The following is a 12,976-nucleotide window of genomic DNA, read 5'->3' on the forward strand; positions in this document are numbered from 1 at the left end:
AGGGGATCTCAATTTCATGGGCGGGAAAAATTCCGTATCGAGGGAACGTCGTGGTGGGATACGACGTCGGGCATTGCTGGAGGACGGCTCAAATGACCCCCTCCAGTCGCCCCTCCTTGATGAAGCCCTTCACCAGGTCTTCTTCGTTCTTGATGATTCGTTCGAACTCTTCCGGCAGCGAGGCCGTGGCGACGCTTCCGGCGTCTCTCAGGACCTTAGACATGGCGGGGTCCTCGCTCGCCAATCGGATGGCAGCGCTCAGGCGATCGATGACGTCCTGTTTTGTGCCTTTGAGAGCGAAAACCCCGGTGTAGGTGGTCGCATCAATTTCTCCCAGGCCGAGTTGCGCACTCGTTTTCAGATCAGGCAGCGCTGGGTCGGGAACGGGGCTGAAAGCCACCATGGCTCGCAGGTTCCCGGCCTTTAAGTACGGCATCGAGCTGGAGATCTGGTCGAAGTAGATGTCCAGCGTGCCGCCCAGCAGGTCGGCCAGTGCCGGCGCGGAGCCTCTGTAGGGGATGGAGTTGAACTTGCAGCGAAATGCCTTCTCCAGTTGGAGCAAGCCCAGGTGATTGGGTGAGCCTGGAGCAGGGTTGCCGGCACTCACCCGCCCCTCTTGGCTGCGAGCCAGTGCTGCAAGTTCTTCCAGCGTCTTGAAGCGCGTGTCGGCGGCCCTGGTGACGAGGATCAACGAAGTTTTCGCCGCGAGTGAAATCGGGACGAAGTCCTGGCGCTTGTAGGGGGTCTTCATTGTTAGCGGCAGCGAAGCCATCACGCTCGCCGGAGCCACCAGCAAGGTGTGGCCATCCGGTGCCGCTCGCGCGACAACGGACGTTCCGACGGCACCGCCCGCGCCGGTTCGATTGTCGATCACCACAGGTTGACCCAGGATCTTGGCCAGTGGGATTGCCAGGGTTCGCGCGGCCATGTCAGTGCTGCCGCCAGGGGCGAACGGCACGACGATGGTGATTGGTTTGGACGGGTACGCCTGCGTCTGGGCGCGCCCTGCAGAAGCTCCGAGGATGGCACTGGCTCCCAGTACCAACGCATTTCTACGGTCGATCATGTCTCGTCTCCATTGTTGTCGTACACCGCGTCTTGGCCCCCGTGCCCCATCCACTGATCGAAGCCGCATCTAAGACGTTCAAGGGTGCTCAAGACCTCTCTGAATCTAGCGATCTCATGGAAAAATAAAAGTGAATAATTTGTTCAATAGTTCATTCACTTTTAGAATGCAAAGATGACCATCAAACAGCTGCAAGCCTTCTACTGGGCCGCCAAGCTCGGCAGCTTTGCGATCGCCGCAGACCGACTGTCGATCTCGCAGCCGACGTTGTCGAAGCGGATCGCAGAACTGGAGTCAAGCCTTGGCAAGGCCCTCTTCGATCGTTCTGCAAGGCGGGCCGTCTTGACCCTGGACGGCGAGGTCGCGCTCGGCGATGCGAAGCTGATCCTTGACGCAGAGAACACGTTGCGCAGGAAGCTTCAGCGAGACAACTCTCTGCAGGGCAATCTGCGGATGGGGATTGGTGAGCTGACCGCGGCGACCTGGTTTTCTCGCTTCATTCGTCGCGCGGCGCAGGAACTCCCGGCGCTGCGGATCGAACCCTTGGTCAGTCAGGGGCGCTTCATGGAAGCCGAGGTGGAACGGGGCACCCTGGATTGCGCGGTCGTGGCCGGAATCGTGCCGCGACGCTCGCTGGCCTCACAGGAGCTACCCAGCGTTTCTTTCGCGTGGATGGGAGCACCGTCGCTTCGCATCAAGGGCCGAACAATCACGCCGGAGACACTCAGTACATATCCGGTGCTCACATTTGCAGCGCCTTCGGGTCAGGCGCAACTGTTCGAGGAATGGGTTGCGTCCACGGGCGCGACGATAGACCGCGTCATTGGCTGCAACAGCATCCACGCTATTGTCGAACTGGCCATCGCCGGCGTCGGTCTGTGCCTGCTGCCTCAGCAGCACCTCAAGCCCATTCTGAAGCGCGGTTTGCTGCGAGAGTACGAGTGCCGCCCAACCTTTCCGCCGTTGACCTACCGCTTCATCTGGCGCCATGACGACGTGCGCGATCTCGTGAAGGAGGTGCGAACGCTGGTGACGAGCGAGGTGAACTTCAACCTCACGACACCATTGTGGACGCCCGCCAGAGGGCCGGTCGCCTAGACACGTTCGAGCACGGTGGCGATGCCCTGGCCACCACCGATGCATTGCGTCGCCAGCGCATATCGCCCGTTGACCCGCTGCAGCAGCGACGCGGCCTTCCCAGTGATGCGCGCCCCTGTCGCGCCCAGCGGGTGGCCGATGGCGAGGCCCCCTCCATCGAGGTTGACCGTGTCCGGGTCCAACCGCAGGTCCCGCAGGCAGGCGAGCGCTTGCGATGCGAAGGCCTCGTTGATTTCGACCACGTCCAGATCCGCAACCGAGAGGCCGGCGCGCGCGAGTGCCTTACGCGTCGCGGGGATCGGGCCAATGCCCATGACCGCCGGGTCGACGCCCACCGTGGCGAACGACTTGATGCGGGCCAAGGCGTTTAGATAGAGCCTCTCGGCGAACGTGTCGCTGGTTACCAGCACGGCGCAAGCGCCATCGGTGAGCGGTGAGGAGGTGCCTGCCGTTAACCGAGCGCGAGGGTCTATTTCTGTTGGAGAAAGCCGGGTTGGCGGAACGAGGGCATCCTGGTGTGCCTCCGATCCTCAACAGTAGCGTCGTCCCGGATGAGACAACTCGGCTTCGCTTAGTTGAGGCTAGGATAGGTCAGGGGAAGTTTCGTGACGACCTCATGGAGAGTTGGGGTGGTCGATGCCCGTTGAGTGGATTATCAAACCCAAAGCTCTTACGCGCCTCGCACATCAAGCGATGGGCCGACTCGACGAACGAAGAACGACTTAGCCCGCACAACGGCATTCTGCTTGCCGCACACTGGGATGCGGCGTTTGACTGCGGCTTGATCTCTTTCGCTGATGACGGACGCGTGATTGTCAGTGAGCAGCTGAGCCAATCGGATCGAGTTGCTCTTCGTCTCCCAGAGCTGGCTTCAGTGCGGTTCATGCCTCCTCATATCCCGTTCCTTGAATCTCACCGGAAGCGGTACGGCTTTCGCCTTGCCTAGAGCCACTGCGAGTGAAGCGTCGCCTTTTGCGTAGCAGCGGAGCAACGGCGCGTGTGAGAATCAAGTCCGCTCTAGACTGGGGGGCGATCAGGACGGGCCGGGCGAATGACAGCAGTCGTCGACTGCCGGTCATTGGCCGACAGGCACGGCGGGTGAGCGCGAATGGCCGAAAGCTGCCCTCATCCGTCGCAGTGTCCACGTTGCCGAATTGCGCGCCCAACCTGATCCGATCAGGATATCCACTTGCGGCCGCTACAAGCAGACATGGTAGGCGGATGAGGGAGCGTTAGGTCAACGGAAATTTCATTCTCAACAGATTGAGCTCGCGATGATCGATGGAGCCGCGACGTTCTGAGTAAAAGGCCTCATAGAACCTGAATTCGGTCCTCCCGGAGGCCGCGCACTTGCGCTCGATGATCCGGTAGATCTCCAACTTCTTCGCCGTCGGCGTCTTCATTCCGAAGATCAGCCCGTGAAGATTCGAGAAGTCGTATGTCGCCTTGCGGCTGTCGACGTCTGAGAAGCCCGCTAGCGAGCCGGTCAAGAGCAGCCGGTGCTCGCGCTCTCGCTCCCAGTCGGCCAGCTTTGTGGTCGCCCCTGGGTAGAACCCTCGCCAATACTCATCGCGCCATTGATCGCCATAGTCAGATGCGCAGACGCTTCGGTCTCCGGCGACGTTCGAGTGCCAGCGCTTATAGAGCACGCCCACGGGAAGGTTGCCGATGGAGCGAAAGAAATCCACGGGCGCGAACTTGTTCGAATACCTAACGGCGTGGAACTGCTGCGCCACCTTGCCTCTGGTGGGGCCGCGAGAATCGAAGCCAGTGATCTGCGTGAGCGGAAGCTGCATCTCGCCGCCGCGCTCGTCGGGCTTGAACACGAGACAGACGCCGGCGTGACTGTCCCCATAGCTTCCCCATAGCGACGAGTCGCGGCAATCGGACAGGAAGCACGCCACGCGCCAGTTCGGATAGACAAGCCGCTCGAGCTGGTCGACGAACTCCTCTCCGAAGGCGCGGACGAGGAAGTCCTTGTTCGGCGCGTAGTTGCCCTCGCCGTGGCTCACCAGCGACGCCAGCCCCACCTGGCTTGAAACGTCCCCGAACAGTGCGAACAGCTCGCGCAACAAGTCTTCGGAGCGGTCGTCCGAAATTCCGCGAAGCGTTTGGATCATGAGATCCAGGTTCGGAAGGGTCTCCTTCGCCCGAGCCAACATCTCGCGCGCGCCCGAATCAGGGGGGCACAGCTTATGCACCTCGTGGTGGCGGAACACGACCCCTAGTCCGAGAGGATGCAGCGAGCGGATGTAGCCTCGGAGCTCGTCGCGGCGGGTCGGTGTCCGCCGACCATCCAGCGAATCGATCAGCCGCGAGACGGTGGGCTCTCCCAAGAAGTCGGCGCACATGCCGTCGACCATCTCTTCCAGCTGCGGGCTTCCGGCCTCTCCCGGGTGGGGTCCGTTGACCGGAATGTTCTCCCAGGTCAAAGGCTGCTCCTCGCCCCCGAGCCGGTAGAGGGTGAGGGCCCAGTTTAGACAACGCAGGTAGTGCTTAAACAGGTTCTCCCACACGATGCGATCGCCGCTCCAATACAAGTCCCGGAATCCCTCCATGGGATCGTTTAGTTCTGACGGCGACGCGAAGTAGATCTCTTGGCGCTCCAACTCGCCGGAGTCGAGCAGCCGGCGAAGCGGGCGAAAGCGATAGAGCAAGCGCGGCTCGGGGCGGGAGCCCGACGAGATCGGAGCGGCGACTGAATCTTTTGTCGTCATGGAGCTCGGTGGGCGCGCCGTCAAAGTCGGGGCGCGGGGAGTTGCACGAAATCCTGCGTCCCGGTGATGGTGAGCGAACGGGTGGGGCGCGAGATGGCCACGTAGAACAGCTTCGCCTGCGCGTTGCGCTCGCCACCGAAATGAGTCGCGTCGGGCACTACTACATGGTCGAACTCGAGGCCTTTGAGCAGCAGCGGGGTGGAGACCGTTCGGCGAGGTAGCTTGCGGCCAACGACGCTTGCGCGGTCGCGGACGCGCGCGGTCGCCTCCAACATCGTCTCGCATCGGTTCGCGGCCACCTCCGAGATTGCGCGCTCCACGTCCCGCAACAGCTCCTGGCGATGGAGCCGCCACCTGGGAAGCTTTCGACTGAGGGTCAGAATTTCCAGCGCGGCGCGCGGCCCGTCCTCCGCCATCGCCGCGGCGGCGGATTGGATCGCTTCGTTCACCGGCGCCTCCTCCGCGGGAGGAGCCTCGCCTTCGGCGAGCTTCTGCACGGCGAAGGACTCGGAGAACAGCCAACGGATAGCCGCCAGCCTGCGGGGCGCTTCCGGGGATGAGTCCCAGCGCCCCGCGAAGTCCGTCATGGTCCTGGCGGCCATCTCCTCGATCGCCTGGTAGCCGCCGCGCGCGGCCGCGGCGACCCCGTAGCAGATGCGTTTGTTGCAGTGGATAGCGGCGACCGTGCCTTCCCGCCCTTCGATGCTCTCGAAGAGCGCCCCCATGTCGAAAGCATTGACGGCCTGGCGGTAGCTCACCGGCCCTCCGAACTCGACACGGTCTCCGAGCATGAGACGGCGGCGCGCGTCCATGATCCACTCGCCCAGCTCGGGGTTCTTATCCCGCCAGCGGTGCGGCGTCTCAAGCTCTCCCACGAGAGGAAACTGGTGGTGGATCTCGCCATCCCAGCTCAGCGTCGCCCCCGCGAACTCGAAAATGCCCTGCATCGGGTCGCCGAACACGAGGGTAGGAGCGACACTCGAGAGTGTCGTGGCGAGCTCGTGCTGCGGTCCGTTGCAGTCCTGGTATTCGTCGATCAGGATGCGGTCGTAGGAGGCCTCGACCACTTGGCGCACAGCCGGCACGCCGAGCGCGGCCAACACGCCGCGGTGCACGTCGTCCCACTGCGCGCCTTGGGGCATGTCCTCGGGGGGGCGGGCGATGCCGGGAAACCCGTGTGCGTACCGCAACGACCATCCTGAAATGGTGTCGACCGCGACGGACGACTGCGGCACCCGCAGGCGCTTCAAGCGAGCGCGGATCGCCTGGATGCCGGCGTTGGTGTGGGTGAGCACGAGCGTGCGCCGACCGAGCGCCGCCACCTTGGCGATCAATTCGGTCTTTCCGTGACCCGCTGGCGCGACGACGGCGCCGCGATCGACCCGCAGGAGATCCTCTGCCTCAGGCATGGAGCCAGGTCCGGGCCGCGTCGAAGCTTCGGGCGATGGGCGACTCGGGCCGCGACCTGGCGACGTCCCAGGCGATGGGTCCCGCTCCGCGAGCGATCCGCTGATCTTTGAGCCAGCGGCGCTCCACGCAGATGTCGGCGATCCGCTGGCGGATTTCGGCCGCGTCGTGTGGCGAAAACAGCTCCCAAGCGTCGAAGCCCAGGACAATCTCCGCTGGGTCGAGCCCCAGCGCCACTCGGAGGTTGTCGTTGATCTTGCCCTCGCCGCGCTCGGCTCGCAGGTGTTCGATCAGCCGCTGCATCTGGGCGTCGTCCGCCTCCGAGATGATCGCGTGCTCAACGTCGAGGCCTCCGCCGTATTCGATCACGAGGATTCCGGCCGCTGCGAATCGCCCCGCCACGTCAGCGGCGAGGGCGGTGTCCGAGTCGCGGTAGACCGCCACCTCGTAGCCGAGGCCGCGCAGGCCCAGCGCGATGGGGGGCGCTTCGGCCCCGTTTCCGTCTGCGATGAAGCCTCCGACGTGCTCGATGGGCAGACCTCCATGCAGCGGCGGCCAGAACTCCCGAACGCCGTTGAGCACTCCCACCTCCGTCATGCCCTCGCTGACCAAGATTCGGCGGGAGAACAGCGCGCGAGGCGCGTGCCGCATCAAGGCGCGTACGGGGTCGGGGGCGCCGGGCTTCACGATCGTGGTGACGCGCTCCGGCCGGCTCGTGCGGCACACCCTCAGGTTCGCGGCGCCGGATTCGCCCAGAGCGACTTCGGAGTGGGTGGTGAGCAGGATCTGCCCCTTCGGCTTGCCTTCCGCGCCGGCCCGGGCCTGGTCGCCGCGCAGCTGTGAGATCGCACCCATCACCCGGTGCGGCTCCAACCCATGCTCGATCTCGTCGACCAGGACGATCGCGCCCTCGGTGATGGCCGACTTCTGGATGGCCAGAGTGGCCAGTCGGCGCGAGCCCAGGCCCGCCAGGCGGAGCGGCACGCCTCCGTCGTGGAGCGCGATCGATCCGGTCGAGACTCCCCCGCGACCAAGCTCCAGGCCGGGTCCGTAGCCCCGTTCGACGTAGGCGCCCAGACTCTTGGCGAAGCGTTCGGCCGCGCTGGCCGCGTTGGCGAGCGCCTGGATCTCGGAGAGATTCGCGCTGTCGCGGGCGGCCTTGTAGGCTCCCGCTAGCCTGGCTGCGGCCTCCTCCGAGTCGCCCGTCAGGCGCGAGAGGATGGAGCCTTGACCCCAGGCGAGGTGGCGCGCGTCGTCGCCGGCCAGACGGACCAGGCCGAACAGCGCGCGGTCGCGGTTCGAGATCGTCCGAGGCTCGTCGGCGCGGTCGCACACGATCTGCCAAACGGGCTCGAGCGTGGCGTCCACTGTGAGCCGCACCGTCAGCACCGGCTCGTCGTCCCCTTCGGGCTCGTCGCGCAACTCGCCGGCAGTCGTCCAGCCCCGGATGTAGAGACCGAATCGCTCGTCCGATTTGAGGGCCTTGGACAGCTCGCCGACGGTGACTTCGATCAGGATGGTCTTGGCCGTGTCTCCGCCGATGAAGTCGTGCTCGCCGAAAAACAGCCAGCGGGAGGAGAGGGCGGCCTCGACCGCGTCGAGCACTGTCGATTTGCCGGCGTCGCCGGGGCCGATCAGGCAGCAGAAAGGGTCGCCTGGCGCCCAGTCCAGGGTCGCCGTCCCACGGAAGTTCTCCACCCGGAGGTGCCGTATCTGCATCCCGTCCCCTTCAACGCCTTCGATGCGCGTCCAGATGGTATGCGATGAACATCGCTGTCCCCTTCCACATCTTGGCGGATGGGCGAGCGCATCTAGAATGCCGCGGTGGCTTCGACGATCTTGATTCACCCTGACGACACGCCGAAGTTGCGCAAAGAGCGCGGCGCGTTCTTCACGCCGGACGGAATCACCGAATTCGTCGCGAAATGGGCGATCAAGTCCGGCTCGGACCGAGTCCTGGAGCCGTCGGCCGGCGACGCCGCCTTCCTAGTCGCCGCCGTCGAGCGACTGGCGAAACTACGCCGCGGGAAGGGGACGGAGCCCGAAGTCGACGGAGTGGAGATCCACGCGCACAGCGCGAGAGTCGCTCGCCAGCGCGTGCGCGAAGCAGGCGGCAAGGCGCGCGTGCGCCAAAGCGACTTCTTCGACGTGGCTCCCGAGCCCGTCTACGACGCGGTGATCGGAAACCCGCCCTACATCCGCTATCAAAGCTTCTCCGGGGAAGCCCGCGCGAAATCGCGCCAGGCTGCGCTTCGAGGAGGCGTCGCGTTGACCGGCCTCGCCTCGAGCTGGGCCGCCTTCACCGTCCACTCCGCGCTGTTCTTGAAGCGCGGCGGGCGCCTAGGGCTCGTCTTGCCCGCGGAGCTCCTCTCGGTCAACTACGCGGCTCCGGTGCGCCAGTTCCTCTTCGAGCGGTTCAAGGCGGTGCAGCTTGTGCTCTTCGCGCGGCAAGTCTTTCCCGAGGCCGAGGCGGACGTCGTGCTGCTGCTCGCCGACGGCCATGGCGAAGGTCCGGCGGGCCACGCGGTCATCCGCCAAGCGAAGAACGCGGAAAGCCTCGCGACCTTGGAAGAAGGCTCGGCTTGGACGCCGGCCGACCCCGCCGGGAAGTGGACGGGCAGCCTAGTCGACCAAGGAGCTCTCGACGGCTTGGCCGCACTCACGCGCGGCGGCCACTTCGCGCCGTTGGAGCATTGGGGAGACACGACCCTCGGGATCGTCACCGGCAACAACAAGTATTTCGCCGTCTCGCCAGCGCGCGCCAAGGAGCTCGGACTGAAAGCCTCGGAGCTTTTGCCGCTGTCGCCTCCGGGAAGCTCGCATCTGCGCGGACTCGCGCTCACCTCGGAGCTCTTGGCGGACCTAGGCCGCGACGGCCAGTCGACCCTGCTGTTCTACCCTCGCGCCAAGCCCTCGAAGGAGGCTGAGGCTTACATCGCCGACGGCCACCGCACCGGCGTCGACACGGCCTACAAGTGCAGGGTTCGCAAGGTTTGGTATCGCGTCCCGCTCGTGCGACCGGCGGACCTGCTCCTCACCTGCATGAACGCCGACACGCCGCGGCTGGTGGCCAACGAGGCCGACGCCTACCACCTCAACTCGGTTCACGGCGTCTACTTCAAGGACGACGCGCGGCAGTTCGGCCGGGAGTTGCTGCCCTTGGCGAGCCTGAATTCGGCGACCTTGCTGCACGCGGAGATGGTGGGTCGCGCCTACGGCGGCGGCATCCTAAAGCTCGAACCGAAGGAGGCGGATCTCTGGGCCGTCCCCTCGGCGACGCTTGCGCGCGCGCGGGCCCCGGCCCTGCGCGCGGTGAGAAAGCGCGTCGCGCAGGCGCTGCGCGATGGCAACTTGATGGCCGCGGTGGAGCTCGTCGACGGAGCGCTTCTCGTCGACGGCCGGATCGCGTCCCGCGAGCAGGTCGAACGGATGCGAGCGGCCCGCGAGCTGCTGGCGAACAGAAGAGAGGCGAGGGCGATCGGTGGCAGGTGAGAAGACCGCGAAAGCGAAGGCGTGGGCCCTTTTCGATCGGATCGTCGAGCGCGCGGCGCCCGGCGGCGAGCACACCAACCCGTGGTCTAGAAGCGCCGACGGCAAGCGCGCCTATCAGCCCGACTACGACACGCTGTGCCAGTTGTTGGGCGTGCCGCTTTGGCTGAAAGCCAACACGCAATCCGGCGTACCGGCTTTGGCTCTCGATGTCTGGCTTAGCTACGAGCTTCGACGCGCTGGCTTCGGCGCGGACCAGACTTGGCCGCGGCCGCAGCATCCAAGAATTCTTCCCGCCTCGGTGGCCAATCTGCTCGAGGCGCTGCCCAAGAAAGACGCGGCGGCGATCCGCGAATTGATCAAGAAGGAAGGCGCCATCACCGGCGTGACGTCCGCGAGCGCCAAGATCTTGGGGAAGAACTACCTCAAACAGGTCGACGTCATCATCACGGACTGGTCGACGGGCCCCGAGCTCCTGATCTCCACCAAGCGCATGGATTCGTCGTTCGGGAAGAACGCGCCGAACCGCGTCGAGGAATCGTATGGTGACGCCAAGAACCTGCGCCTCCGGCATCCGCAGGCGGCCCTCGGCTTCGTGTTCGGATTGAGCGCGAGCGCCTTGGTGGAGGAGCCGGGCACCGCGGAGTGGCTCTTCGACTTGCTGGCGAAGCTTGGCCAAGAGGACGACGCCTATCACGCGACCGGCCTCGTTCTCATGGAGTATTCCGGCGCCGCAGTGGTGGACGACGGCGAAGAGGGCGAGGACGGAATCCCGGAGGAACCTGGCGTCGAGCCGCAAGACGACGTGGTGCCCGCGGCCGACGGGGATGTGGAGAAGACCATCGCCCGGTTGCCCAAAGTGAAGATTCGCCTGGATGCGACGCCCGAGGAGCTCAATCCGGGCCGCTTCCTCGCGGCCATGGTCGACCGCGTGCTTAGCGCGACGCCGGTGACCATGCACAAGGCCGCGCGCAAGCGCCGCGCGGAACCCGCGCAGCTCTGAGGAACGCGGGACACGTCACTTCGTTGACTCTGGCTAGCATTGGCATCCAGGCGGGGCTTTCCACTCCCGCAGGAGATTCGGCGATGTCCGGAGTCGAGGGGCGCCTTGCGCGGGTGCTGGCAAACAAACAAAGGGTGATCACGCGGGCGGTCTTCTGGAAGATCCCCTCGGCTCGCCTCGCTGTGCAACGTTACGTCAATGGTCGAGACACGTTTCATGGGCAGCGAAAGTCGGGCGGCATCAGCGTGTTCTGCACTTGAGCCAGTCCTCCCAGGCCACTGCCGCCTCAGGGTTCTTTCGTTTCCAGTCCTCGAGCGCTGGGCCCTTTAGCCAGTCTGGCTCGCGACTCCAGTGCATCGGCGGACTACTGCCCGTCGGTCTCCGGTTTCCGTCTCGAGGTTGTGAGGGTGCTTGACCAGGCCCTCTGCCTGTCGCCTCGCCAGGCAGGGGGCGAGCCAGTAGCTCCCGCATCTCAGGGAAGAGAAAACCCAGGAGCGGGTCGAAACGTCGGCTTCGCCTGTACACCGACTCGACACCCCGCTGACTGCAGCCTTCAAGGTCTTGCAGAACCTTCTCGCGCCACTGGGTGACGCGCGCACGGTGCTGGGGTTCCAGGGTCGGGTCGTATGCCCTGAGCGCCGTGAGGTAGAGGGTGTGCCAACAAAGCTTGTCCTCTGCCTTCTCGACAAGGGCTGTGTTCAATACCTGCCACAGCGTCTCCACGCGGTAGCCCACCGCCGTGTTCTCTTGAATCGACAGCAGACGGTCAAGGATGCTTCCTTGCCACGCGTAGAGGACTGGGTCATCTCCATGTGTCACCCCGTACGACGCAAGCTCTTTCCCAAGCTCAGAGATGAGCTCACGCGTCGACTCCTGGAGTTGCCTGGCTTCTTGGGTTTGGGCGTCCTCGGCGCGAAACGCAGCGAGACTCTTCACAGCCGCCAAGTACTCGCGACGCAGTCGTGCGAGTTCCTGCTCATCAGCTTGAAGCCTTAGCTCCAGCTGCGCTGCTCTCGCAGCAGCTTTTTCGTCGAGCCAAGGATGGGCCAGCCACCGCTTCGCGGCCAGTTCGTGCACCACCAAAGCTGTGAACTCGGCTCGGGACAGTGTTCCCCCGAGACTCCCGACATTGATTTCTAGGGCGGCAAAGCCTTCCGCGCGGATTCGGTCAAGCCGTTCGGGTGAAATTGCGTTGGTGACCGTGACCTCTACGAGCAACGTTCCCTGCGCGCCATCTGCGGGGTCGACAAACTGAGCGATGAGGTCGGGGCGTATCTGCCCGACCTTCTTCTCCAGTCGAACGTTCGAGAGCTCGAGCAGGCTTTCGCTGCGTCGAGCGACGTCAAGGTGCAGCTTTGAGCCGGTGCCGCCAAGATGCTCTCGAAGGATAAGTTCCGGTACGCGCAGACGCTCTTCTCGTCTGAGGACGTCCTTCGTGAGCCAATGCAGCAACGACTCCCTGCCTGCCGCTGGTCCATGGTCCTGCAACGCTTCGTCAGGAAGCCAGTCCAGAGCGGCAACAGCCTTTGCGGTGGCGAGCGCATGCGCTTGCTCGGCCAGGGAGGCGTCCGACCAGTGCTGCCCATGCCAACTCCCGGCCTCCACCAAGAGGTGCAGTCGCCCCTTGAGCTCGTTGGGGTTTAGCGCGGCCAGGGCGGGGTCGTCCATCACGACCTGGACGACAGGATGTAAGGCGCCGTCGAGTTCTTCAGATAGGGAACCCGTGAGCTGAACGACGACAGTCCTGCCGTCCTCGAGCGTCAACAGGGCGCGTACTTGGTCAAGTGGCTTGAAGCTCCGTATGTTCACCGCTTCCGCCGGCTGAGAAATCCATGCGGAGTACGCGGCACCGCTCAACCCGACAACCTGGGCAGATACGCGCCGAGCCGGGAGGACAACGCGGCCTTGTTTCTCTAGTAGCTCGAGCGCTGCCGCGCGGGCCGTCAGCACGAGGCAGGAGTGCCGGTCAGTACCATCGGGGTGCCTGAAGTGCGGCCGCTTTCTCCACTCAGTTTTGGCGGCATTCACGGCCGTCAGCGGCTCGCTGCAGCAGTAGCAAACACAGTCGCATCTCGAGCCGCGATGCTTTTCATCGAGCTCGAAGATGTACCGTGCCTCTCCGGTGTGAATGTCCTTCCCCCACGCCAGGACGAGCTCGCTCAACTGCTGCCTGGGATTGGGACTTCCCGGCTGAAT

General features: G+C 64.6%; 9 protein-coding genes and 1 pseudogene. 4 read left to right on the top strand and 6 right to left on the bottom strand.

What is annotated here, in order from left to right; translation table 11 throughout:
• Positions 1–88 precede the first annotated feature (88 nt).
• Complete coding sequence (locus tag BN948_RS02695; protein ID WP_051755913.1) at positions 89–1,066, bottom strand: Bug family tripartite tricarboxylate transporter substrate binding protein; 978 nt, start codon at positions 1,064–1,066, stop codon at positions 89–91.
• A 174-nt stretch (positions 1,067–1,240) separates the two neighbouring features.
• Here BN948_RS02695 and BN948_RS02700 point away from each other — a divergent pair, with 174 nt between their 5' ends.
• The gene (locus tag BN948_RS02700; RefSeq protein WP_009516606.1) at positions 1,241–2,164 is read left to right on the top strand and encodes a LysR family transcriptional regulator; all 924 of its coding nucleotides are present in this window, start codon (positions 1,241–1,243) and stop codon (positions 2,162–2,164) included.
• On the opposite strand, the pseudogene BN948_RS02705 reads toward BN948_RS02700, so the two are convergent.
• Positions 2,161–2,631, bottom strand: a pseudogene (locus tag BN948_RS02705) (acetyl-CoA C-acyltransferase); the annotation flags it as partial. The gene BN948_RS02700 and the pseudogene BN948_RS02705 sit on opposite strands and share 4 nt — an antisense overlap.
• Positions 2,632–2,780: 149 nt before the next feature.
• On the opposite strand from BN948_RS02705, the gene BN948_RS27545 reads away from it, so the two are divergent.
• Entirely contained in the window at positions 2,781–3,110 is a 330-nt protein-coding gene (locus BN948_RS27545; protein WP_156037821.1) for an HNH endonuclease, read from the top strand.
• 286 nt (positions 3,111–3,396) lie between these two features.
• Here the strand turns inward: BN948_RS27545 and BN948_RS02710 are convergent, their stop codons facing one another.
• From BN948_RS02710 to BN948_RS02720, 3 genes are read right to left on the bottom strand one after another with little or no spacing between them, the layout of a single operon-like run.
• The gene (locus BN948_RS02710) at positions 3,397–4,881 is read right to left on the bottom strand and encodes a DUF2971 domain-containing protein (RefSeq protein WP_138820092.1); all 1,485 of its coding nucleotides are present in this window, start codon (positions 4,879–4,881) and stop codon (positions 3,397–3,399) included.
• Positions 4,882–4,901: 20 nt separating this feature from the next.
• On the bottom strand, positions 4,902–6,290 hold the full coding sequence (locus BN948_RS02715; RefSeq protein WP_035620229.1) for a UvrD-helicase domain-containing protein: 1,389 nt from the start codon (positions 6,288–6,290) through the stop codon (positions 4,902–4,904).
• Positions 6,283–8,007, bottom strand: a complete 1,725-nt coding sequence (locus BN948_RS02720; protein WP_035620230.1) for an ATP-dependent nuclease — start codon at positions 8,005–8,007, stop codon at positions 6,283–6,285. Before BN948_RS02720 ends, BN948_RS02715 begins: the two co-directional genes overlap by 8 nt.
• Positions 8,008–8,112: 105 nt before the next feature.
• Between BN948_RS02720 and BN948_RS02725 the strand changes: the two genes are divergently transcribed.
• Both BN948_RS02725 and BN948_RS02730 read left to right on the top strand, forming a co-directional pair.
• Positions 8,113–9,780, top strand: coding sequence for an N-6 DNA methylase (locus tag BN948_RS02725; RefSeq protein ID WP_035620231.1), 1,668 nt, complete (start codon positions 8,113–8,115; stop codon positions 9,778–9,780).
• Complete coding sequence (locus BN948_RS02730) at positions 9,770–10,780, top strand: hypothetical protein (protein WP_035620232.1); 1,011 nt, start codon at positions 9,770–9,772, stop codon at positions 10,778–10,780. The genes BN948_RS02725 and BN948_RS02730 overlap by 11 nt, the downstream gene beginning before the upstream one ends.
• Positions 10,781–11,020: 240 nt before the next feature.
• On the opposite strand, the gene BN948_RS02735 is transcribed toward BN948_RS02730, so the two are convergent.
• Complete coding sequence (locus BN948_RS02735) at positions 11,021–12,943, bottom strand: hypothetical protein (protein WP_138820094.1); 1,923 nt, start codon at positions 12,941–12,943, stop codon at positions 11,021–11,023.
• Between the last annotated feature and the right edge of the window lie 33 nt (positions 12,944–12,976).

The organism is Hydrogenophaga intermedia, from assembly GCF_000723405.1.
GTDB lineage: Bacteria > Pseudomonadota > Gammaproteobacteria > Burkholderiales > Burkholderiaceae_C > Hydrogenophaga > Hydrogenophaga intermedia.